Origin of the sequence: Actinoplanes sichuanensis, from assembly GCF_033097365.1 — a bacterium.
Taxonomy (GTDB): Bacteria; Actinomycetota; Actinomycetes; order Mycobacteriales; family Micromonosporaceae; genus Actinoplanes; species Actinoplanes sichuanensis.
Genome location: NZ_AP028461.1, coordinates 1,827,981 through 1,852,267 on the forward strand (window position 1 = coordinate 1,827,981; position 24,287 = coordinate 1,852,267).

Genomic DNA, 24,287 nt, shown 5'->3' on the forward strand with positions numbered 1-24,287 from the left:
CCATGCCGACACCCCGCTCCATAATCGGCACCACCACCACCGCCCTTCTCCTGCTCTCCGTCCTCTCCCCGGTCGCCGCGCACGCGGCCCCGAATGCGAACACCCCCTACCCGGTGTTCAAGGGCGACGCGAACCCGGTCCCCGACGACCGCACCGGATACCACACCCGTAACCAGCTTCAGGCGATCTTCGACGCCGACCTTGCGGCCGGGGCCGGCAGCGCGCCGGGCCGGGACTTCTGGATCGACCGGATGCTGGCCCGTACCGGCAACCAGCCCGGCGGTTCCAACGGCGACGCCAACCAGTACCTGTTCAGCCGGGGCCGGGCCGTGTTCATGAAGACCCACCAGCCCGGTGTCCTCGGGTTCGGTGGTGAGATCGCCTACATCGAGTCGCTGGCCCAGAGCGGCTACACGATCACCGCGTCGGTCGGCGGGACCGAGGTGGCGCTCACCGAGGACCCGGCCCAGCGGCGGCAGACGCCCAGCTACTGGCAGAGCGTGTTCACCGACAGCGGTGCCGGGCTGAAGGTGGTGCAGACCAAGTTCATCACCGACGCGAACGTCGCGGTCACGAACCTGGAGCTGTCGGCCACGAACGGGGCGGCCAAGGACGTCGTCCTCACCGCCCGGTCGCCGCTGGCCCGTACCGCCGCCGGGTCCGATCCGGAGTTGACCGGGGCCGTGCGGGCCTTCAACAAGCTCACCGACCTGTTCCCGCGCTTCTCCGGTGACGGGTTCGCGCCCGCCGACGGAACGCTGCGGCGGACCGTGTCGGTGCCCGCGAGCGGCGCTGCCGCCACCAAGCTGCAGCTCGGCCTGGTGGCCAAGGAGGTGCCGGCGTCGGCGACCGATTACGCCCACGTGCGTGGGCTGGCGCCGGGCGCGGCGTTCACCGAGCACGTCACCGCCTACAACAGATGGTGGGCGCAGAACGTGCCCTACCTGGACACCCCCGAGGACAACATCGACAAGACGTTGTTCTACCGGTGGTGGCTGATGCGCTACAACTTCCTCGACGCCGACCTGCCCGGAAACGACTACCAGTTCCCGACCTCGATGGAGGGGGTGCTGGGCTACAACAACGCGATCGTCCTGACCGTCGGCATGTTCGTCGACGACCTCAAGTACTTCCGCGACCCGGCCTACTCCTACGGGCCGTGGCTGTCCGCCGGTGAGGTCGCCGAGAGCGGAAAGTACGTCGACAACCCGGGTGACCCGGCGAACTGGTCGAACAGCTACACCCAGTACATCTCCGAGGCGGCGTGGCGGTCCTACCAGCTGCACGGCGGCCCGGCCGCGGTCGCCCGCAACCTCGGCGAGTACGCCGAGTACGACGTCAAAGGGCTGCTCGACGCCTACGACAACGACGGCAACGGACTGATCGAGTACAACTGGGGCGCGATGACCGGCAACGACGCCGACGCGGTGTCGTTCGACTGGCGGGCCGGCAACCTGGACCGGACCGAGAGCGCCTACCTCTACTCGAATGCGAAGGCCGCGGCGGCCGCCTACCGGACCGCCGGGGACACCGCAAAAGAGGCCGAGATGGAGGCGTTCGCCGAGCGGATCAAGGCCGCCGTCCTGCAGTACCTGTGGGAGCCGGCCCGGACCACGCCCGACGAGATGGGCCACTACGGCAACCTGCTCAAGCACCGGCACGTCGCCTCCGGTGACCTGGTGCCGTGGAAGGAGATCAACAACTACTACCCGTACTCGGTGGGGCTGATGCCGAACACCGCCGAGTACCGGGAGGGGCTGCGGCTGTTCGCCGACGACGCCCAGTACCCGATCTTCCCGTTCACGACCGCGAATCAGGCCGACAAGGCCGCCGCGGCCGCGCAGGGCGACCCGGGCAGCAACAACTTCTCGGTGATCAACTCGACGGTGACGTTCCGGATGCTCTCCTCGGTGCTGCGCAACTATCCGACGTCCTATGTGAACGCCGAGTGGTACAAGAAGCTGCTCTACTGGAACGCCTGGGCCCACTACCAGGGCAACGGCGACAACCGGTACCCGGACCAGAACGAGTTCTGGGCCGACGGGTCGGCGGCGAACCAGAGCATCGGCTACCGGTCCTGGATCCACCACACCATCCTCGGGGCCACCAACTTCACCGTCATCGAGGACGCGATGGGGTTGCGCCCGCGCTCCGACGCGAAGATCGAACTGGACCCGATCGACATCGGCTGGGACCACTTCACCGCCAACAACGTCCGCTACCGCGACCGTGACCTGACCGTCGTCTGGGACGCGCCGGGCGGTACCGACTACTACGAGTCGGCGCCCGACGGCTACTCGGTGTATCTCGACGGGCAGCTCGCGTTCACCGCGTCCGCCCTCGGGAAGGTCGTCTTCGACCCGGCCACCGGCGACGTCGAGTCCGCCGTCCCGGTCACCGTCGGCTCCGCGCCCGCGGTCAAGGCGCCGCAGGACGTCACCTTCGCCGCCGACGCGCGGATCACCGACGTGCTGGCCAAGGCCGGTGTCGACCCGTCGGTGAACGTCGCACAGAGCCGCCCGACCACCGCCTCCTACTCGGCGTCCGGTCGCGGCCCGGCCGGCGCGGTCAACGGCACGACGATCAACGAGCCCTTCTGGGGTACGGCCGGATCGACCTCCGCGTCCGACCAGTTCACCATCGACCTGCAGGGTTCCCGCACGGTCGACGACGTGCGCGTCTACTTCTACAAGTCGACGACCACGGCCACCGTCCAGGGCTACGCGCCACCCGCGCAGTTCCTGGTCGAGTACCACGACGGCACCTCGTGGCAGGTCGTGCCGGGGCAGAGCCGGTTCCCGGCCTACCCGCGCGGCAACCTCAACCAGGTCCGGTTCCCGGCGGTCACCGCGACGCAGTTGCGGGTCACCGTGCAGCACGCGCCCGGCTTCAAGACCGGCATCAAGGAGATCCAGGCGTACGACACCGGCGTGCCCGCGCCGGACGCGGTGAACGCTCCGCCGCTCGCCGACGCGTGGCTCGACTCCACCTACAGCCAGGCCGGATCGGTACGCCTGATCGGACTGGCCCAGGACGACGGCGTACCCGGCACCCCACCGGCCGCGCAGTGGTCGGTGGTGTCCGCACCGGCCGGTGGCTCGGTGGCGTTCGACCCGGCCACCTCGCCGGCCACCGTCGCCCGGTTCACCGTCTCCGGCCGTTACACGTTGCGCCTGACCGTCGGACAGTCCACGAAGGACGTCGTGGTCGACGCGACCGCACTGGCCGAGGGTGAGATCAACGTGGCGTCGACGGCCACCCCCTCGGCCGGTTACACGGCCGGGTGGAACAACGTGAACGCGGTGAACGACGGTAAGCCGTCGCTGTTCACCGGGGGCGCGCAGACCGACCTGTGGGGCACCTGGACCGGCAACGAACCGGCCACCCGCTGGCTGCAGTACGACTTCCCACAGGCTGTCCGGGTGGACCGGGCGTCGATCGACTTCTGGTCCGACAGCACCACCGGCGGCAGCGGTGTCGCCGTGCCGTCCTCCTGGAAGATCCAGTATTGGGACGGGCTGAACTGGCAGGACGCCAACGGCTTCGTCGCGGCTGTTCGTGGCCGGACCAACGAGGTGTCGTTCGACCCGGTCACCACGACGCGGCTGCGGGCCACGTTCAACGCCCTGCCGAACGCGACCGGTACCGCCTGGTCGGCGGTCGGCGTCTCCGAGTGGCGGGTGTACGCGGCGGCGGCGAGTTCGATTCAGGGCGTCGACGTGCGTACCGACACCGGGGTCCTGCCGCAGTTGCCGGCGACCGTCGAGGTGACCTACGCCGACGGGACACGCCTGCCGGTCGCCGTGGCCTGGGGTGCCGTCGAGGCATCGCAGGTGGCGCAGGTCGGCGACTTCCGGGTGACCGGGTTCGTCGCCGGGACGACCCTGACCGCGTCCGCCCACGTGTGGGTGCGCGGCACCGACCCTGTGCAGATCAACACCGTCGACCCGGTCGCCGTGACGACCAGCGTCGGGGTCGCGCCGGTACTGCCCGCCGGGGTGACCGTCGGTTACAACGACGGCTCGCGGCAGAGCGGCATCGGGGTCACCTGGGCCGCGATCGATCCGGCGTCGTATGCCGCGGCGGGCACGTTCGAGGTGTCCGGGCAGGTCGCCGGCACCGACAAACCGGCCACCGCCACCGTCACCGTCGGCTCCGGCGGACCGGCTGACACGTCATCGCCGGTCACCACGCTCACCGCCGATCCGGCCGACGCGTGGACCTCCGCGGCTTCGGTGAGGGTGACCGCCACGGCCACCGACAACCGGGACCAGTCGCCGTCGATCGAGGTCGCGGTCGGCTCGGGGGACTGGCGCGACTACAACGGGCCGGTCACCGTCGACGACGAAGGCGCGACGACCGTCAAGGCGCGGGCCACCGACGACGCCGGGAACGTCTCGGCGGTCACCCAGCGGATCGTCGGCATCGACCGGACCAGACCCACCGCGTCGGCGACGTTCGACTCCGCGGCCCGGGCCGTCACCATCACCGGCACGGACGCGCTGTCTGGGATCGGGGCGGTGCAGTACCGGCTGACCGTCGGCGGGGTCGTCACCCAGGACTGGACGACCGCCTCCGGCGCCGTGCCGATCGGATCGTCGGCGACCACCGTGGACTACCGCTCGGCCGACCTGGCCGGCAACACGTCCGACGTCGGGACCCTGCCGGTCGCGGCCGGTCAGTCGCCGGTCAACGTGGCCCGCACCGGCACCGCGTCGGCGTCCTACACCCCGGCCTGGATCACCGTCGACAACCTCAACGACGGCGTGCCACCGACCGGGGCTAACGGACCGAACACGGACGTGTGGAACACCTGGCCGCAGGTCGGGGACCAGTGGATTCAGCTCGACTGGGCCGCACCGGTGACCGTCGACCGGACCCGGATCTGGTTCACCTCCGACCTCGACGACTCCGGGGCCGGGGTGGCGCCGCCCAGCGTCTGGAAACTCCAGTACTGGGACGGGACGGCGTTCCGGGATGTCGGTCACCCCGGCGCCTACGGCACGTCGGCCACCTCGTGGAACACGGTGACGTTCGACAAGGTGACCACCACGCGGATGCGGGCGCTGCTCACCGCCGCGGGCACCGAGGAGGGCAAGGGCGCGCCGGGAGTCCAGGAGTGGGAGGTGTACGACGTGCCGGCCACCCCACCGTCGGCTGACGTCGAGGTCCAGGCCCGGGCCCAGTGCACGGCCGGGAAGGTGTACGTCGCCGTCACCGCCCGCAACACCGGTACCGCGCCGCTGAACATCCAGCTGATCACGCCGTACGGCACCCGAACCGTGCTCGACGTGGCCGCCGGGAAACCGGCCTACCAGGCGTTCAACAGCCGCCTGGCGATCCTGCCGGCCGGCACCGCCACGGTCCGGGTCGGCGACGTGGAACTGTCCGCCCCCTACGCGGCCCTCAGCTGCGGCTGATCGTCTCCCCGACCCCTCATCATCCGGACAGGAATCGCCACCGTGAGACCGCTCAAAGCGGCGGTCGCCGGGCTGGTCGCGGCCGGGCTGCTCCTCGTAGCGCCCGCCGCACCGGCCCGCGCGGCCGACCCGTACACGTTCACCCGGACCGTGAATCCGATCCTCGCCGACGGCTCCTACTACTCCGCCGACCCCGCACCTCTCGTCGCCGACGGGCAGCTGCACATCTACACCGGCCATGACGAGGCCGGGCCGGCCGTCAACGACTTCGTCATGAACGAGTGGGGCGTACTGCGTACCTCCGACGTCGCCGAGGGTGAGTGGACGCACCACCCGTCACTGATGCGCCCGGACGGGGTCTTCGCCTGGGCGTCGCCCGGCCGCGCCTACGCCGGTCAGGTCGTCCGCGGACCCGACGGCCGCTACTACTGGTACGTCCCCATCCACGAACGGGATTCGCCCGCGCCCAACAAGTTCGCCATCGGCGTCGCCGTGTCGACCACCCCGACCGGGCCGTGGACCGACCACATCGGCAGGCCGCTGATCTCGCAACGCGTCCCGACCGCCAACACCATCGAGAACATCGACCCGACCATCCTCGTCGAGGGCCAGCGGGTGTTCGTCTACTGGGGAACCTTCGGGCAGCTGCGGATGCTCGAATTCCAGGCCGACATGAAGACACCGGTCGGCACCCAGCGGACGGTCACCGGACTGACCGGCTACTTCGAGGCGCCGTGGCTGTTCGAACGCGGCAGCACCTACTACCTGGCCTACGCCGGCAACAACGCCGGGCCGACCTCGGCGTGCACCCCGGCGAGCTATCACGCCTGCATCGCCTACGCCACGGCGAGTGCACCGGACGGCCCGTGGACCTACCGCGGGACGATCCTGCCGCCGGTGTCGTCGACGACCAGCCACCCGGGGATCATCGAGTTCAACGGCCAGTGGTACCTCGTCTACCACACCGCCGACGCGGCCGGGGGCGGTCATTTCCGCAGGTCGGTGGCGATCGACAAGGTCGAGTGGGATGACACGGTCACACCGGCGCGGATCAAGCCGGTCGTCGTCACGCCGGTGAAGCAGGCCGACCGGACACCGCGCGCCAACATCGCCCAGGCCGCCGAGGTGACCGTGTCCAACGATCCGGTCCCCACCCAGTACTGGATCAAGGCACTCAACGACGAGATCGTGCGCGCCAACCCGCTGCCGCCGGACATGTGGGGCACCTGGACCGCGGTCAACCCGAATCAACAATGGATCCAGTACACCTGGGATCAACCCATGCGGATCACCATGTCACAGATCGAGTTCTGGAACGACCAGCCGCAAGGCACCGGAGTCGGAGTCGCCGCACCGGCGAAGTGGAAGATCCAGTACTGGGCTGACGGCCAGTGGACGGACGTGCCGAACCCGAGCGGCTATCCGACCGGGACCCAGGGCTTCCAGAACACGACGTTCGATCCGGTCACCACCAGCCAGGTGCGGGCGGTCTTCGACGCGTCGACGAACGGGAGCACGTATTCGGCGGTCGCCGTCGAGGAGTGGAAGGTACTCGCGGCACAACCCGCCTCGATCGCGTCCGCACACGTCACCGTCGAGGTGGGCGAGACCGCGCTGCCCGGTGCGGTGCCCGTCGTCTTCGGGGACCAGACGCTGCGGGTGCCGGTGTACTGGGACGCGGTCGACCCGGCCGACGTCGCACAACCGGGGACGTTCACGGTCGGCGGCAGTGTGCTCGGATATGCGGCCGGAAGGGTCAACGCCCAGGTCACGGTGATCTCACCGGGGGACACCGAAGGGGACGTCACCGCACCGGCGCTCACCCTCACCCCCAGCGGCAGTGCGGGGACCGGCGGATGGTTCCGGTCGGCGGTGAACGTGCGGGCCGCCGCAGTAGACGACCGTGGCGGACGGATGACGATCCGGACCACTGTCGACGGCGTCGAATCCGTGGCGTCCGCCGTCCGCACCGTGGACACCACGGTCACCGGCGACGGGCGGCACACGGTCAGCGCCGTGGCCACCGACCGGGCCGGGAACGATTCAGACGCCGCCCAGCTCGGCGTGCACATCGACGCCACCGCGCCGACCGTGTCCGGGGCCGTCGCCGATCGCCGGGTGACCGTCAGCGGCGCCGATGCGACCTCGGGACTGGCCCGGCTCGAATACGCGATCGGTGCCGGGGCATGGACCGTCTACACCGGCCCGGTCGGCGCACCCGACTCCGGGAAGCACACCGTGTCGTTCCGGGCCGTCGACCAGGCCGGGAACACGTCGGCCGTGCAGCAGGCGGTGCTTCCCGCCGACCTGTCCGGGCCGCTCACCGGCAACGTCGGGCCGATCGCCGTACCCACCGCGTCCTACACGGCCGGGTGGAACAGCGTCGGCGCGCTCAACGACGACGCCGACCCGGCCTCGCCGGGCCAGGCGCAGATCTGGGGCACCTGGTCCGGGACCCGGCCGGCGAGCCAGTGGATCCAGTACGACTGGACGCGGGCGATCCGGCTCACCGGAGCCTCGATCAAGTTCTGGCGGGACAGCGCGGCCGGCACCGGCGACGGCGTCGCCGAACCGGACGGCTGGCAGCTGCAATGGTGGGACGGTTCCGCCTGGCAGGACGTCACCAACGCCTCCGGGTACGGGACCAGCAGCACCGCCTTCAACACGGTCACCTTCGATCCGGTCGTCACGTCCCGGCTGCGGGCGGTCATCGCGGCCGACGGGAACGGAAGCACCTACTCGGCGGTGGCCGTCACCGAGTGGCGGGTGACCGCCGACGAGTCGCCAGTGGTGCCGGTGACCGTCACGGCGCAGCCACGATGTCTGGCCGGGAAGGTCTACCTGGCCGTCGCGGCACGTAACGGCCACACCGCACCGCTCGACATCGAGCTCGATTCGCCGTACGGAAAAAAGGTCTTTGTCGGTGTCGCGCCCGGCGCGAACGTCTACCAGTCGTTCGCCGCCCGGGTGGCTTCGGTGCCCGCCGGATCGGCCACCGCGACCGCCGGGACCAGCGTCCTCACCGCCCCATACAACGCCTTGCAGTGCTCTGGAGGAAGCAGTTGAAATCGATAACCCGGCTGAGCGTGGCCGCCGCCTGCTCGCTGTTCGTCGCCGCCGTGCCGTCGGTCGCGTCCGCCGACCCGGGCGATCCCGCCCAGGTCGAGGTGACCGTCGACATCACCGAGATCGAGGAACCGGGCGTGCTCGCCCTGACCGTCGCCGGCAACTCCGTCGCGTTGCAGGAGAACGGCTCCGACCTGCTGGTTCGCCAGTTCACCGGCACCCTGCCGACGGTCACCGTCACCGACACCCGCACCGTCGACGAGATTCCGGCCGGTGCCGCGTGGGCCGTCCTCGGTAGTTCCAGCGACTTCACCGGAACCGCCGGGCAGGCCCCGATCAGTGCCGCCCACCTCGGCTGGAAACCGCGCCTGCTGAACGGCGGCAACAGCGGCCTGGTCTCCGAAGGTGAAGAGGTGGTGACCGTTCTCGATCAGCCCACCCAGCCCGGTAACAATGTCGGCCTCGTCGACCAGGAGCTGCTCGTCTCCACCTACGACTCGGCCGAGGTGACCGGCGGCGCGTACACCGTCAACGCCGGTCTCACCCTGCGCACCCCCGTCGACGTGGCCGCCGGCTCCTACCGGTCCACCCTCACCCTGTCCCTGTTCGAGTAAGGACACCCACCGTGCGCCGTGCCGTCGCCGTTCTCGCCGCCCTGGCCGTGCTGCTTCCCGCGGCACCGGCGGCGGCCGCGCCCACCAGTGTGACGTGGACGGTTCAGCCCGCGTCGGCCGCCGGACCGGACGGGCGCCGCTGGATCGAACGCACCCTCGACCCCGGCCGGCGGATCACCGAACACCTCGCCGTCCGCAACCTCGGCGACACGTCGGCGGTGTTCGCCCTGAGCGCCGCCGACGGTTACCTGACCGCCAAGGGCCGCTTCAACATGCTGCCCAGCGACCAGAAGTCGGTCGGTGGCGGCACCTGGGTCAGTGTCCCCGAGTCGGTGACGGTCGGCGCCGGCAAGACCGTGGTGGTTCCGTTTTCGATCACCGCCCCGGTCGGCATCACACCCGGTGACCATCCGGCCGGCATCGCCGCCTCGATCGCCGGCCGCCAGGGCACGGTCCAGATCGAAAGCCGGGTCGGCTTCCGGTTGCTGCTGCGCGCGTCGGGCACCCTCCGGCCGTCGGTCACCGCCGACGAGATCAACATGCGGTACGCCGGCACCTGGAACCCGTTCCAGCCGGGCGCGGTGGAGGTCTCCTACACGTCCGCGAACACCGGAAACGTACGCCTGGAGGTGCCCGGCACCGCGGCCGTGTCCTCGCCGGCCGGCACCCGGACGGTCCAGGTCACGGCGGGCGAGCTGCTGCCCGGCGGAACGCGCTCGGTCTCCACCCGGATCGACGGCGTGTGGGGTCTGGGCCGCCTCCGCACCACGGTGACCCTGACCCCGGCCGGCGCCCCACCGGCGACGGCCACCCTGACCACCTGGGTGATGCCGTGGCCCCAACTCCTGGTCGTGGTGGCCGCCGCGTTGCTGATCGCGGCCTGGCGCCTCCGCCGTCGGCACCTCAGGTCGATGCTGGCCCGAGCCCGCGAGGAGGGCCGCCGCTCCGCGACGCGTTGACGAAGTCGATCACCCTTGACGCATGAAGGTCCTGTGCCGGTCCCGATCCGGCGAGTGGGTGAAGTGGCGGGTCGGCCGCCGCCACCGAACGCCCCGAGATCCGCCGCAGGGTCCGCGGCCGCAGGGCAGGCGACGCCCTGTCCCGAGAGTGGGCGGCCATCATCGAACGCGACGGCTTCCTGGACCCCACGGTCGCCGATGCGAGGCCCGCACCCGCTCGTAGCTGAGGCCGAGATCGAGTCAGGACGCCGCCGGAGCCGGTTCCGGCGGCGCCGCCATCGGCGCCGGGTCGTCCTGGGACGACAGGGCAGTGGACGACAGGGCTGCCGGCACCGGCTCGACCGCGACAACCTCGTCGGCCGAACGCATTCGCGGCGCTGCGGGCATCCACGGCTTGAGGTTCTGAATGACCTGAGCATAGAAGTCGTCGATGGCGTCGAGCACTGAGTCGATGAACGACCCACGGCCGCGTCCGCGCTTCGTGCCCGCGGCCGAGGTCAGCGCGATCCGGAACGTGCGTAGTTCCTTGGACGGGTCGCCGATCAGGATTGCCGGGTTCTCCCGGACCACCCGCAACAGCTCGGCGCTGCCCGCGCCTCGGGCGTGCGCGGCATACGACTCCAGACGGACCGTCTCCGGCGCGTCTTTGAGCTGACGGACGAGCCAGTTGACCCGGGTCGTCTGACGGCCTTCGCGGGGAGCCTCGACGTCGACGTGGCAGGTGATCCGTGCGGCGCGAAGGTCCGCGGTCACCGACAACGTGCCGACCGCTCCGGGGATCCGCAGGGCCGCAGTCATCGTGCTGGTCGTGGCGAGCTGGCTGACCAGAGCCTGCGTCCGCGTCATCGGCTCGGCCAGCTCGCGGCGTGTCAGTGCGGGAACCACATCGGTCCCCAGCTGCCGGCCGAGCCGGAGGCCCGCGTACCGGACCAGCGCGTCGAACCGTCCGGCGATCTCCGGAACTGCGTTGTCCGTCGGGCGCAGCGTTCCGGCGCTGACGGATTCGCGCACCGGCACCCAGGAGGATCCCATGTCGCTGAACTCCAGCGCACCGGACTTGGGGTGTTCCAGGTAGCGGATCAGCTCACCGAGGATCCATGCCTGGTCCGGGTCCGCGACACCGCGGTACTCCTTCTGCATCACCGCCACGGTCAGCACCTCTGACCAGGGAATGTGGTGGAGGGCGACCTTCTTCAGCTTGCGTTTGTCGATGCGGGTCGGGTGCTGCCCGGCCATCGGCGGAATCTCGTTCGAGATCGTGATGAGTGCGTCGAAGCCCTGCTCCTTGGCGATATCGAGGTATCGCTCCAACTGTTCCGTCTGGAGCTCGTTCGACCCGGTCTTGACCTCGACCAGCGCCGTCCACTGTCGCTGGCCCCGGGTCACCCGGATCAGACCGTCCGGGAACGACTTGCCGTCACCGAGGGTAAAGGGCACCTCGATGAAGGTCTGCACCAGGCCTGCGGGCGCGCCATACGGCTGGGTCAGGGACCGTCCGAATTCCCGGACTGCGCTCATCACCGCGAGCAGCGCCGATGTGGCCCGCCGTTCCTGTTCGTCGGCACCGTTGATGCCGGACGTCGGAATCAGTCGTGCGGCGTGCCAGCTCTCTTCCGCCATTGTCACTCCTCGTCACGAAACCTTCGCGAAACCTACATCTGACGAGGGTTGCGGAGCGGGTGGTGACGGCTGACGACCAGTCAGTTCTAAACCGCCATGTCGCTACTGTCCACCGTGAACAGTGGACGGCCGTTCGCCTGAACGCGCGATGTGATGTCCGTCGATCGAGTGCCGGCTCAGCGCGGGGCCATTCGGATGGCGCCGTCGAGGCGGATGGTCTCGCCGTTCAGCATCGGGTTCTGGATGACGGCCAGGGCCAGGTCGGCGAACTCCGACGGCTTGCCGAGGCGGGCCGGGTGGGGGACCTGGGCGCCCAACGAGGCCTTCGCGTCCTCGGGGAGTCCGGCCAGCATCGGGGTCTCGAAGAGGCCCGGGGCGATCGTGACCACCCGGATCAGGGACTGGGCGAACTCGCGGGCGATCGGCAGGGTCATCGCGGCCACGCCACCCTTCGACGCGGAGTACGCGGCCTGGCCGATCTGACCGTCGAACGCCGCCACCGACGCCGTGTTGATGATGACACCGCGTTCGCCGTCGACCGGTTCGGCATGGGCGATCCGGGCGGCGGCCAGGCGGATCACGTTGAACGTGCCGATCAGGTTGACCTCGATGGTGCGGCGGTACAGGTCGAGCGGGAACGGGCCGTTCTTACCGACGACGCGGGCGGCGGTGCCCACTCCGGCGCAGTTGACCGCGATCCGCAACTGCCCCAGTGTGTCGGCGGCGTCCAGGGCGGTGGTCACGGACTCCTCGCTGGTCACGTCGGCCGGGGCGAAGACGCCGCCGAGGCTTTCGGCGACCGCCTTGCCGTCCGACGACGGCAGGTCGACGATCACCACCTGCGCACCCTGGGCGGCGAGCGCCTGGACGGTGGCGAGACCGAGGCCGGAGGCGCCACCGGTGACGAGCGCGACGTCGTTCTGGGTCAGTCTCACGGTGGGTCCCCTTCGGAGTGCGGCAGTCCGTGCTGAGTCTCGCCCGAGACAGCGGAAACAGTCAAGGCTGTCTGTTTCAGGCGGCAAGGGCGAGGGCCGGGCGGCGAGAGGGCCGGGCGGCGAGGGCGAGGTCCGGGCGGCGAGGGGCGCAGCTCAGGCGAGCAGTGCGTGCCGGGCGATCTCGTTCCAGTGCCCCAGCATCGGCTCGGTCCGTGGATCCCTCGAGTCGAAGGCGTAGCTGAGTGCCGTACCCCGCATGCTCGTGAAAAGCACCGGTCGGACCGGAAGATAGAGGGGCCGGGCGACCAGATCGGGCCCGAAGAGCTGGTCCATCCGCTCGCGGATGGCCTGGCCGAGCCGCCGCTCGGCCGGCTGGATCGCCGCGGCCAGCGCCGGCTCGGTCCGGGCGGCGACCCACAACTCGGTCGCCGCCCAGAAGCTCGGCTCCTGGAAGCCGGCCCACAGGCAGTCGATGACCACCGTGATCCGCGACCCGGGGCCGGACGCCTCGGCGATCCGCTCGGTGAGCGGCCCCGGCACCGGAGCCTCCAGTTGCGCGGTGAAGATGTGGTGCGCCGCCGCGACCAGCAGCTCCTCCTTGGAGGGGAACTGGTGCAGCAGCCGACCGCGCGACATGCCCGCCTCGGCCTGGATCGACATCGTGCTGGTCCGGGCGTAGCCGTCGCGCAGCAGGCAGGTGACCGCGGCGTCGAGGATCCGGGAGCGGGACTCCAGGCCCCGGGTCGATGTGGTCATGGAGCCAGAATACCGGTCAAGGTTGACTGTTCAGCCTTTCACCGCCCCGGTCAGGCCGCCGACGATCCGGCGCTCGAAGAGGCTGAAGAACACCAGCGCCGGGATCATCGACAGCGACGTGAACGCGAGCACCTTCGCGGTGTCCACCGAGTACTGCGACGCGAACGCCTGCACCCCCAACGGCAGCGTGAACGACTCCTGGTCGTTGAGGATGAACAGCGGCAGCAGGTACGAGTTCCAGCTGTTGACGAACGCGAGGATGCCGACGGTGATCAGGCCCGGCACCGACAACGGCAGCACCATCCGCCAGAAGAACCCGAGCCGGCTGCACCTGTCGATGGCCGCGGCCTCCTCGAGTTCCTTCGGGATCGCCTGCAGGAACGGCACGAGGATGATGACGGTCGTCGGCAGGGTGAAGGCGATCTGCGGCAGGATGATGCCGGGCAGGGTGTTCACCAGACCCAGGTTCTTGATCAGTACGTACAGCGGGGTGATCGCGACGGTCGGCGGGAACATCAGACCGGCCGCGAACAGCGCGTACATCGCGCCGCGACCCCGGAAGTGATAGCGGGCGAGTACGTAGCTGGCCATCACGCCCAGGGTGACGACACCGGCCGTGGTGACCACGGCGGCGATCGTCGAGTTGGTGACCTGCAACCAGAAGGTGTCGCCGGTCAGGACGTCGATGTAGTTGCCGAACTGCCACGGGTCGGGCAGGCCGGCGGGATCGGTGGTGATCTGCGAGTTGGTCCGGAAGCCCCCGATGATGATGTAGACGACCGGGCCGAGCATGACACCGATGAGGGCGAGGGCGGCGACGTAGACGACCGGATTGCCGCGCTGGGCGCGTTGGGCGTGGGTGGCCGTGGCCATGTCTACCGTCCTCCGGTGAGCGCGCCCTGGGTGTCCCGGCGCAACACGAAACGCTGGTACACGAGCGCGATGATCATCGAGATGATGAAGAGCACGACCGCCACCGCGTTGCCGTACCCGTAGTTGCCGGCGTTACGGCCCTCGGAGACCATGTAGGTCGCCATCGTCGACGTGCCGGCGGTCGACGCGACGTACTGGCCCCAGATGATGTAGACCAGGTCGAACAGCTGCAACGCGCCGATCACCGACAGGAAGCCCCAGATCCGGATGGTCGGCCCGAGCAGCGGCAGGGTGATCCGCCACTGGGTCTGCCAGTACGAGGCGCCGTCCATCGCGGCGGCCTCGGACAACTCCTCCGGGATGTTCTGCATGCCGGCCAGGAACAGGATCACCGCGAACCCGACGTACTTCCAGGTCAGGATGAGCATCAGCGTCCAGATGGCGATGGACGGGTTCGCCAGCCAGTCCTCAACCAGCCCCTCCAGGCCGATCGATCGCAGGACGCCGTTGACCGCACCCTCGGATTGCAGCAGTAGGGCCCACGCCGTACCGACGATCACCTCGGAGATCACGTACGGGACGAAGATCAGCACCCGGATGATCGACTGCCCGCGGATCTTCTGGTTGAGCAGCAGAGCGAAGGCGAGCGCGATCGGTCCCTGCAGGACCAACGACAGCACCACGATCTGGGCGTTGTGCCAGAGCGCCTCGTGGAACAGTTCGTCCTGCAGGATCGTGACGTAGTTGTCGAGCCCCACGAAGTTCGTCGGCGGGCCGAAGCCCTTCCACCGATAGAAACCGTAGTAGCCGGCCAGGATGACCGGGGTGATCACGAAGCCGAGGAACATCAGGATGGCCGGGCCGGACAGCGCCGCGATCTCGAGGCGCTGTGCCCAGCCGATGCCGCGCCGGCGGGGCCGGGCCGGAGGCGGCGCCGCGACGCCGCCCCCGTCCCGGACTCGGGTGCTCAGGGAGACCAACCCACTCAGCCCTTCTTGGCCGCGTCGTTGACGGCCTGGATGATCCCGGCGACGTCACCCTTGCCGGCCAGCAGGTTCACCACGCCGACGTTCAGGGCGTTGCCGACGTTCTGGCCGTAGATGGTGTCGAGCCACTGGGACACGTACGGCGCCTTGTTGTAGGCCTCCAGCACCGCCTTGAGGTAGTCCTCGGTGACCGCACCCTGGGCGTCCTTGCTGACCGGCAGCGCGTTGAACGCCTTGTAGTAGCCCTCCTGGACGTCCTTGGTGAGGATGTAGTTGAGGAAGTCGGAGCATTCCTTCGGCGCCTGCGCCGAGCAGGAGTAGCCGTCCGCGCCGCCCATGATCGCGGCCGGGTCGCCCTGGCCGCCGGGCACCGACGGGAACGGGAAGTAGCCGAGGTCGGGCAGCGGCTTGGTGTCCTTGGTCAGCGAGGCGATGACACCCGGGTCCCAGGCGCCCATCAGCTCCATGCTCGCCTTGTAGTTGGCGACCAGACCGGCCGAGCTGCCCGCGCCCTGCTGGGCCGAGGTGGTCAGGAAGCCCTCGTTGAACGGCTTGGTGTCGGCGAACGCCTTGAGGTCCTCACCGGCCTTGGTCCAGCACGCGTCGGTGAACGTCTTGTCCTTCGCGGCGGCGTCGAGCGCGGCCGGGCTGCACGCGCGCAGGGCGAAGAAGTAGTACCAGTGCGCGGCCGGCCAGGCGTCCTTGGCACCGAGAGCGATCGGCGTGCCGTTGGCCTTGAGCTTGGTCACCGCGGCGTTGAGCTCCTCCAGGGTGGCCGGCGGGGCGGTGACACCGGCCTTCGCAAAAACGTCCTTGGAGTACCAGAGACCCCCGGGCAGGATCGACACGGGTACGGAGTACGCCTTCCCGTCGACCTGCCCGGTCTTGAGGGCCGCCTCGCCGACCGCCTGCTTCGTCGCGTCGGTGATGTCGGCGGTGATGTCCTTGAGCTGGCCGGCTTCGACCATCGCGGCCATCTTGCCGCCGCCGCGCTGCAGGAAGATGTCCGGTGCGGAGCCCGAGTTCAGCGCGGTCTGCAGCTTGCCGTCCAGGTCCTCGTTCTGCACCTGCTGGATCTTGATCTTGACGTTCGGGTGTGCGGTCTGGAAGTCGGCGACCGTCTTCTCCCAGAACGCCTTGCCCGGGCCGGTCGTGGCGTTGTGCCACAGCTGCATCTCGACATTGCCGCCGCTACCGCCGTCGGAGGAGCCGTCGTCGGTGCAGGCGCTCATGCCCAGGGCGCTCAGCGCCACCGCGACAGCCACCGCAAGGGTTCTTCTGGGTGCCATGAAGCCCACCTCATCACTATCGAAAGTTTCGGAGTGTTTCCGGAAGATGTCGCTCAAAATATGGAGCGGCAAACATGGATGTCAAGACGTGGGGGAAAGCAGAAGTGGCACGCCAGCGGTGACGGATAGCAACCGAGAACTATCGGAAGTTACGATCAGTCTCCCCGTTCGGCCGCCGCGAGCCCGGTGGGCCGGTATGCTCCGAGGTCGTCAAGCCATGGGGTGATCCACATCGACTTCGTGTTGTTTCCCGGCCGCCACCACCTGCTGACCCGGTTCCAGGCCGAGTACCTGCACCGGCTCGCCGCCGACCACGGGGCCACCATCGTGTGGGCGGTGACGTCGGCCAACCACGACAACACCCGACGCAACCCTGTGCCGTACCACCGTCGGGAGGCCGCGATCGAGCGGTTCAGCCTGGTCAGCGGCCTGCGGTCACTGGTTGTGCCGGTTTTCGACACCGCGCCGACCGACGCGTTCGCCGACGTCACGCTCAAGAGCATCGCGGTGGCCACCGGGATCGAGCTGACCCCGGAGGACACCGTGGTCGCGTGCTCCACGCCCGAGGTCGCGAAACTCTACGAGCGGCTCGGCTTCCCGATCGCGCCGGTCGAGGCGGATCCGGAGTTGCGTACCGCGCCGGAACGCCCCTGGGATGTGCTGCTGCGACTGGCCGCCGGTGACGAAGAGTGGCGCAAACTCGCCCACCCGGCGACCATCGACGTCTTCGAGCGGTACCGGCTGGTCGACACGGTCCGGACCGTCGTCAACGACCCGCTCGTCGGCGACGAGGGCGGTCTGACCGCGACCCGCGACTACCGGACGTACGTGGAGGCCTTCGCCGACGCCGCCGACCGCAAGTGGACGGCGGTCCGCCGGCACGTGCGGCCCGGCCGGATCGTCGACATCGGCTGCGGTGCCGGCGCCGTCCTGGAGCTCGCCGACCGCGAACCGGGCCTGCACGAGAGCGACCTGATCGGTGTCGAGGTGGCCCGCCACCTGTACTCGGAGTGTGTGCACAAGAAGGCGCAGGGCGTGTTCCGTAACGCCAATGTGTACTTCTACCAGCGCAACGTCCTCGGGGGCGCGATCTTCGCGGACCGGTCGGTGGACACCACGCTCACCTTCGCGCTGACCCACGAGATCTGGTCGTACGGCCGGCAGCGCGAGTCGTTGCTCCAGTTCGCCCGCCGCATCTTCGACCACACCGCGCCGGGCGGCGTCTGGATCAACAGCGACGTGTGCGGCCCCGCCGACCGCCGCCGGACGGTGCTGCTGCGCCTGGCCGTCGACGACGGCGACAACCCGGTCGGCCCGCGGCTCGATCTGGACACTCTCGAATCCGGGCCGGTCAAGCGGTACGTGGAAGGCCTCTCCACCCGAGCCCGGCTGGACCAGTTCGCGGCCGATTTCGCGTTCCCGTTCACGTTCGAGGCGGTCGGCGACGACACGGTCCGCCTGGAGCTGGGCGCGGCGATGGACTTCCTGACCCGCAAGGACTACGTCGACAACTGGCTGTCCGAGACGAAGGAGCAGTTCTGCGGGCTGTCCTTCGCCGAGTGGTCCGACCTGCTGACCGAGGTGGGTTTCGAGCTGGATCCGGCGTCGACCCCGATCCGCAACGACTGGATCATCGACAACCGGATCGCCCCGGTCGCCGCCTTGATCGAACTCGACGGCGACCCGATCGACTGGCCCACCACCCACCTGCTCGTGGTCGCCCGCCGCCCGCACAACAGCTAGCGCAGCAGGGCGGCCATCTCCGGGAGGCGGAAGTAGTCGGCGATCGCCAGCGCGGACGGGGCGCCGGCGGCCGGGTCGGCGCCCGCCCGCAGCAGGGTCTGCACGGTGATCGGGTTCTGCCGGAACACCGCCGCGGACAGGGCGGTCTGACCCCGGTCGTTCGTCCGGTTCGGGTCGGCGCCGTGTTCCAGCAGCGCGGCGACCGTCTCCGGGTGGTCGTGGTAGGCGGCGAGGATCAGCAGAGTGTCACCCTTGTCGTTGGTCAGGTTCGGCGGCAGTCCGGCGGCGACGTGGGCGACCAGTTCGGGGCCGTCACCGAAACGGGCCAGGTCGAACATGCGGTGGGCGTACGCGATCGTCTTGTCATCCAGCTGGGTCACGTACGCAGGGGTACCCGGGATCCCGCCCGAGAAATCGCCGGGCCGGTGTCGGATCGAGGTCGCGGCGTTCGTAGCAGGAGAAAGCCTGAAACACGGGAGGTCGACATGCAGTACCTGGTCTCGGTCATCGCGGACGAGAGCAACTCCGGCACGGCGAGCGAGATGGCCGCCATCGACGTGTTCAACGCGCAGGCGCAGGCCGACGGGCACTGGGTCTTCGCCGGTGGGCTCGCCGATCCGGCCACCGCCACGGTCATCGACGGGCGCGGCGCCGAGCCGGTCTTCACCGACGGGCCGTTCATCGAGACGAAGGAGTTCCTCGCCGGTTTCTGGGTGTTCGAGGCGCCCGATCTGGACGTGGCGCTCAAACTCGCGGCCGCCGGATCGAAGGCCTGCAACCGGCGCGTCGAGGTACGGCCCTTCCTGTGACAGGTGACGTCCACGCGGCTGTCGTCCGCGCCCACCGTACCGAGTGGGCGCGGATCGTCGCCGGTCTGACCAGGCGATTCGGTGATCTCGACGTGGCTGAGGAGGCCGCCGCCGAGGCGTTTGCGACGGCTGTCGAACGGTGGCCGGCCGACGGGGTGCCACCCAGCCCGGGCGCCTGGCTGACCACCACCGCGAACCGCAAGGCCATCGACCGGATCCGGCGGGAGCTCAAACGCGACGACAAACAGCGGGAGGCCCGGATGATGTACGACGACGACCCGCCCGAACCGGTCGGCGCGATCGACGACGAACGCCTCCGGCTGATCTTCACCTGCTGTCATCCGGCGCTCGCCATGGAGTCCCGGGTCGCGTTGACCCTGCGGATGGTCGGCGGACTGACCATGCCGGAGATCGCCCGGGCGTTCCTCGTCCAGGAGGCGGCGATGGGGCAGCGGATCACCAGGGCCAAAGCCAAGATCAAGGCGGCGCGGATCCCGTACCGGGTGCCGTCGGTGGACGACCTCCCGCGGCGGGTCTCGGGTGTGCTCGCTGTGCTCTACCTGGTCTTCAACGAGGGCTATCTCGCTTCGGGAGAGGACACCGATCCGGTACGGCAGGAGCTCACCGCCGAAGCGATCCGGCTGACCAGGCTGATCCGTGGCCTGCTGCCGGACGACGGTGAGGTGGCCGGCCTGCTCGCGCTGATGCTGCTCACCGAGGCGCGCCGGGCCGCCCGGGTATCGGCGGGTCAGCTGGTCACGCTGGCCGAACAGGATCGCGGGGCCTGGGACGCGGAACTGATCGCCGAAGGGCACCGGGTCGTCCGGGAACGGCTGTCGTCCGGAGTGGCGCCGGGGCGCTACCAGATCCTGGCCGCGATCAACGCGGTGCACACGTCGGCGCCTGATGTGCGCGACACCGACTGGGGGCAGATCGTGGCTCTCTACGACCAGCTCGTCCGGATCGACTCGTCACCGATCGTGGCCCTGAACCGCGCCGTCGCGGTGGCCGAACTGGACGGACCCGAGGTCGCACTGGCCGCCGTCGACCGGCTCGGGGACCGCCTGGACCGCTACCACGCCTATCACGCGACCCGCGCCGAGCTGCTGCGCCGCCTCGGTCGGAGCGCACCCGCTCGGGACGCCTACGACCGGGCCATCTCGTTGGCCGGCAACACCGCCGAAACCGCCTACCTGACCCGCCGCCGTGACCAGTTACGGCCATAGGATCAGCCCGGCGGTCGCGTTTCGGTCGGTACCCGACGGCCGCCTCGCGTGGACGGCCAGGGTGCTCCTTCTGGCCGTACGATATGAGGGTTTTAGCTGGTCATGACCGCGATGGTGATCGTCTTGGTGGTCGGCGAGGCCTTGCCGCGGCTGCGGTAGTCCGGGGTCTTGTCGACGAACGGCCAGGCCAGCGAGCCGTCGGCCCGGGGCACCAGATCGCCGCCGACCTGGACGTCGAGTCTGCGGGCCGTTCCGACCGGAGCGCCGGCAGCCGTGAGAACCTGGCCGTACGTGCCGGTGTAGCGGCCGTCGCAGACGCCGGCGCTGCAACCGCCGACCGCGACCTGATCCCAGACGACGAACGCGTTCCTGCCGAAGCGACCGATCCGGACGTTGACGTGATCGGACTTCGCGGTGCTGGTCAGGTAGCGGATCGCGCGCGTCGACGGGTCGGTGGTCAGGGGGATGGCCGGTGAGTTCTTGTCGCTGAGGGAGGTGACCGCGACGTTGTGGTTCTTCCAACGGGCGGTGACCAGATACCCGTAGTCGTCGGCCGGGTCGGGGGAGGTCTCGGACCAGCCGCGCGACTGCCAGGCCAGCAGATACCTCCCGTCGGTGAAGCGCACCAGGTTGCTGTAACTTCCCCCGTCGCCGCCGAACGGCTCACCGCAGTAACCCGCCACGCATTCCTCGTGGTCGAGACGGGCCGCGCCGGGCCGCGGGAAGCCGATGCCCGTGTTGAGGAACAGGCCGTCCTTCCAGTCGTTGGCGCAGACCGACGCGAACGGCGGTTTCTTCTCGGCGGCCAGCGCGATGCCGGTGTTGTGGCTGCAACCCCACGTCCAGCCGCCGGAGACCGGGTCACCGTCCGCACTGCGATACGACAGCCGGTCACCGAAGTGCCCGGATTCGTCGCGGACCGCGAAGTACGCCCCGTACACCGTGCCGTTCCAGGCCAGATCACCGACCAGCATCGGCGTCGACGTGGCCGCGTCGGTCAGCACCGACGACCACGCCTGCTTCCCACTGCGGTAACGGAGCAGATAGGCGCTGCTGTCACCGAACGTGTTGCCGTTCGGATCGGCGCGCCGGGTCAGCAGGGCGAAACCGTCGTCGTGGGCGATCAGGCCGCTCGCCTCCCGGCCGGGCACCACGACGTCGTCACCACTCCGCTGCAGATCCTTGTTGAGCGGTGTGACGTGCACGTTCGTGCCGTCGGCGGCCAGCCAGGCGAGCCACGCGGTGCCGTTCGGCGCCACCGCGAACGGTGTCCGGCGGCTGTGCTGCTTGCCGCTGTAACCGGGGATCCGGTAGGCGAACGGAACCGGCAGAGTGATCGTCGTCGTGGTGATCGGCTTCTTGGCCACGGACGGTGACGGTGTCGGGGCCGCGCTCGGCGTGGCCACGACCGACGGGGGAGCGGCCACCACGACCGGCGGTGGCTGCTCCGGATCCCGGTCGATGAGCAGCAGCATCGCGGCCACCGCCGTGACGACCGCCGTCCCGGCGGCGACCAGCTTCCCGACCGGAACCGCACTGGTCGGTGTGGTGCTGGTCAGCGTGGTGATCCGCGACTTCAGATCGATCGGGACGGCGATCAGGGCGGCGCCCGCCAGCAACCTCTCGGTCGGCACCAGCACCTTCCCGGCACCGCCGCAGGCGTCGCATTCGCGCAGGTGACGGGCGATCCGCTTGCGCCACAGGCGGCCCGGCACATCATCCCAGCCGGCCAGCGCCGCGGTCAGGCCCGGGCAGCGGTCCGGGGCGGCCAGAGCGACCACGATGGTACGGGCCAGATCGAGCTGTTCCCGCATGCGTTGGATCCGGACCCCGGCGTGCGCCGGCGACAGCCCCATCGACTCGGCGACCTCGGCCCGGGTGAGCGCACCGGCCGCCTCCAGCCACCACAGCGCGAGGGTCTCCCGGTGATCGTCGTCGAGCCACAGCGTGGCCTCGGCGGTCTGCCGCCGCTGCGTCGACAGGTCGAGCCGCAGTGCGGTCACCCCCGCGAAGTCGGGGTCCGGCTCCTGCAACTCCTCGTCGAACGGAGTGGTCCGGTTCGCGACCGTCTGTCGGGACCGGTGACGTTCGGTGACCTGGTGCCGGGCGATCGCCATGAGCCACGGCCGGAACCGGTCCGGTTCGCGCAGCGCCGGCAGGTCGCGGACCGCGCGCAGCATCGTCTCCTGCACCACGTCGTCGACGTCCGCGTGCCGGCCCAGCATGCGTCCCACGAAGTTGTAGACCAGCGGCAGGTGATCGGTTACCAGCGCGCTCAGCGCCTTGCGGTCCCCGGAGCGGGCGGCCACTACGACGTCGGTGGGGATCTGTTCTGTGGTGGTCATGGCGTCAGGGAGGGTACCGCCCGGATACCCCTTCCGGCGGTTTGAGATTCGTCTCCCCGGATTCCTGTTATGAGCGGCGTCGCTGTTCCGCCCGGGGACCTCGTCCCGAAAATCCTTCTCCGATTCCTGTTATGCGATGGCGGGCCACCCCGCCATATCCGGCGTAAGGACGTTCGGACCTCAGGAGAACACGATGAAACCATTCGCGCGATGGCGGGCGACCAGGACGGTGATCGCCGCGGCGGTCGCGGTCGTCGCCCTGGCCGCATGCTCGACGACCTCGTCCGGGGACTCCGGTTCCGGTGACGCCGTCGGCCCGGTGCCCGGTGAGCAGGTCGCGGCGGCCGGCGCCGCGCCCGCCCCGTCGGATGGTGCCGTCGCCTCCGCCGGCGCGGTCGCACCCTCGGCCCCGGTGTCCGGTTCGGCCGCCGCGCCCAAGGCCACGGCCACCGCCGCGGTCGCCGGTGGGTGCGCGCGCCAGGTGTCGGCCGCTCCGGCGGTGAAGGTGACGCAGGTGTCGCTGCCGTCGAAGGTCGTCGGCTACGGCAACGAGGGTGACACCGAGAGCCTGCCGATGGCCCTGGCCGCCCGCCCGGACGGCGGGTCGTGGCTGGCCTGGCTCGGCACCGACGGCAAGGTCTACCTCGGCCGACTGGGGTGCGACGACAAGCTGGTCGGTACCCCTACCAGCTTCACCGGTATCGACCTGCAGGACGTGCAGGCCGACGCCAAGGGCGGGGTCCTTCTCCTGACGCGTAAGGGTGACTGCGGTGGTGGCGCCCTGTGCGGGGGAGCGTCCAGCCCGTGCAACACGATGCACATGGTCCGGTTCGACAACAACGGCAAGCTGGTGTGGGAGCGGCAGGTCACGAACCTGACCGGTGGTAGGACGGGTTACGACGACGGTGCCCGGTTCATCTGGTGGTACCAGCACCACGGCCGGCTCGCGACCAACGGCTCGGACTGGGCCGCCTACTTCGGTGTCGCGATCACGGTGAAGAACGGCGACTGCGTCGACATCCACGAGGGTGACCGGATGCAGGTCGTCAACGCGAGCGGGAAGCTGGTCTCCGGCCACAAGGACGCCTTCGAGGTCGGCTGCAGTCACGCCTGGACCTCGCGGATCGTGTGGGATCCCCGGACCAAGCGCTTCGTCACCGTCTGCGCCACCGACAACTCGTGCCGGATCGCGCAGCCGAACCCGTACCGCACGGTCGCGGCCGGGACCTGTGACGGCACCCTTTTCGGTGGTGACCTGGTGCCGGCCGAGTCGAAGGGGTACTGGACCGCCTGGAGTCAGGGCGGCAAGGCCCGGTTGGAGAGGTTCACCACCGGGAAGTCGACCACGACGATCAGCACCGGCGCCGCCACCCAGCATCCGCATCTGGTGTCCTACGGCTCGGGCCGGATGCTGCTGGCGTGGCAGTCGGGTTCGGGCATCGCGGCGCAGGTGTACGACGCGGGCACCGGCAAGACTGTCGGCAGCCGTCTGAGCATCGCCGTGAAGGACCACTCCTACCAGGCGTTCAAGGCGTACGCCGACGGCAGCGTGGCCTACCCGGCGGCGGGCGCCTCGACCTCGTCCATCAAGATCGCCCGCGTCCTCCCGCAGGCCTGACCGGTCGGCCGCCGTCTGTCCGGGCGGC

16 protein-coding genes are annotated in these 24,287 nt (G+C 69.8%); 8 read left to right on the top strand and 8 right to left on the bottom strand.

The features are described from left to right. Positions 1-2 precede the first annotated feature (2 nt). From Q0Z83_RS07940 to Q0Z83_RS07955, 4 genes are read left to right on the top strand one after another with little or no spacing between them, the layout of a single operon-like run. Positions 3-5,420, top strand: coding sequence for an Ig-like domain-containing protein (locus tag Q0Z83_RS07940; RefSeq protein ID WP_317793159.1), 5,418 nt, complete (start codon positions 3-5; stop codon positions 5,418-5,420). 42 nt (positions 5,421-5,462) lie between these two features. Beyond that, positions 5,463-8,486, top strand: coding sequence for a family 43 glycosylhydrolase (locus Q0Z83_RS07945; RefSeq protein ID WP_317793160.1), 3,024 nt, complete (start codon positions 5,463-5,465; stop codon positions 8,484-8,486). A 5-nt stretch (positions 8,487-8,491) separates the two neighbouring features. Further along, entirely contained in the window at positions 8,492-9,100 is a 609-nt protein-coding gene (locus Q0Z83_RS07950) for a hypothetical protein (protein ID WP_317797052.1), read from the top strand. Between the two features lie 11 nt (positions 9,101-9,111). Continuing rightward, positions 9,112-10,059, top strand: coding sequence for a COG1470 family protein (locus Q0Z83_RS07955; RefSeq protein WP_317793161.1), 948 nt, complete (start codon positions 9,112-9,114; stop codon positions 10,057-10,059). A gap of 240 nt (positions 10,060-10,299) precedes the next feature. On the opposite strand, the gene Q0Z83_RS07960 is transcribed toward Q0Z83_RS07955, so the two are convergent. The 6 genes from Q0Z83_RS07960 to Q0Z83_RS07985 all read right to left on the bottom strand — a co-directional run bounded on the left by Q0Z83_RS07960 (position 10,300) and on the right by Q0Z83_RS07985 (position 16,518). After that, on the bottom strand, positions 10,300-11,679 hold the full coding sequence (locus Q0Z83_RS07960; protein ID WP_317793162.1) for a stress response protein: 1,380 nt from the start codon (positions 11,677-11,679) through the stop codon (positions 10,300-10,302). 176 nt (positions 11,680-11,855) lie between these two features. Next, positions 11,856-12,614 carry a 3-hydroxyacyl-CoA dehydrogenase gene (locus tag Q0Z83_RS07965; RefSeq protein WP_317793163.1) on the bottom strand — a complete coding sequence of 253 codons (759 nt, stop codon included), beginning with the start codon at positions 12,612-12,614 and terminating at the stop codon, positions 11,856-11,858. Positions 12,615-12,767: 153 nt separating this feature from the next. After that, on the bottom strand, positions 12,768-13,370 hold the full coding sequence (locus tag Q0Z83_RS07970) for a TetR/AcrR family transcriptional regulator (protein ID WP_317793164.1): 603 nt from the start codon (positions 13,368-13,370) through the stop codon (positions 12,768-12,770). 30 nt (positions 13,371-13,400) lie between these two features. Continuing rightward, entirely contained in the window at positions 13,401-14,243 is an 843-nt protein-coding gene (locus Q0Z83_RS07975) for a carbohydrate ABC transporter permease (protein WP_317793165.1), read from the bottom strand. 2 nt (positions 14,244-14,245) lie between these two features. Continuing rightward, complete coding sequence (locus Q0Z83_RS07980; RefSeq protein WP_378078618.1) at positions 14,246-15,214, bottom strand: carbohydrate ABC transporter permease; 969 nt, start codon at positions 15,212-15,214, stop codon at positions 14,246-14,248. 14 nt (positions 15,215-15,228) lie between these two features. Then, positions 15,229-16,518, bottom strand: a complete 1,290-nt coding sequence (locus tag Q0Z83_RS07985; protein WP_317793167.1) for an ABC transporter substrate-binding protein — start codon at positions 16,516-16,518, stop codon at positions 15,229-15,231. Between the two features lie 222 nt (positions 16,519-16,740). On the opposite strand from Q0Z83_RS07985, the gene Q0Z83_RS07990 reads away from it, so the two are divergent. Next, positions 16,741-18,261 (top strand): class I SAM-dependent methyltransferase, encoded by a 1,521-nt coding sequence (locus Q0Z83_RS07990; protein WP_317793168.1) that lies wholly within the window; start codon positions 16,741-16,743, stop codon positions 18,259-18,261. Here the strand turns inward: Q0Z83_RS07990 and Q0Z83_RS07995 are convergent. Beyond that, positions 18,258-18,641 (bottom strand): ankyrin repeat domain-containing protein, encoded by a 384-nt coding sequence (locus Q0Z83_RS07995; RefSeq protein WP_317793169.1) that lies wholly within the window; start codon positions 18,639-18,641, stop codon positions 18,258-18,260. The genes Q0Z83_RS07990 and Q0Z83_RS07995 overlap by 4 nt on opposite strands. A 105-nt stretch (positions 18,642-18,746) precedes the next feature. Here Q0Z83_RS07995 and Q0Z83_RS08000 point away from each other — a divergent pair, with 105 nt between their 5' ends. Both Q0Z83_RS08000 and Q0Z83_RS08005 read left to right on the top strand, forming a co-directional pair. Further along, entirely contained in the window at positions 18,747-19,070 is a 324-nt protein-coding gene (locus tag Q0Z83_RS08000; RefSeq protein ID WP_317793170.1) for a YciI family protein, read from the top strand. Continuing rightward, complete coding sequence (locus Q0Z83_RS08005; protein ID WP_317793171.1) at positions 19,067-20,296, top strand: RNA polymerase sigma factor; 1,230 nt, start codon at positions 19,067-19,069, stop codon at positions 20,294-20,296. Before Q0Z83_RS08000 ends, Q0Z83_RS08005 begins: the two co-directional genes overlap by 4 nt. Before the next feature lie 92 nt (positions 20,297-20,388). Here the strand turns inward: Q0Z83_RS08005 and Q0Z83_RS08010 are convergent, their stop codons facing one another. Beyond that, complete coding sequence (locus Q0Z83_RS08010; protein ID WP_317793172.1) at positions 20,389-22,641, bottom strand: RNA polymerase sigma factor; 2,253 nt, start codon at positions 22,639-22,641, stop codon at positions 20,389-20,391. Between the two features lie 193 nt (positions 22,642-22,834). On the opposite strand from Q0Z83_RS08010, the gene Q0Z83_RS08015 reads away from it, so the two are divergent. Further along, the gene (locus Q0Z83_RS08015; protein WP_317793173.1) at positions 22,835-24,259 is read left to right on the top strand and encodes a hypothetical protein; all 1,425 of its coding nucleotides are present in this window, start codon (positions 22,835-22,837) and stop codon (positions 24,257-24,259) included. Positions 24,260-24,287: the final 28 nt, after the last annotated feature.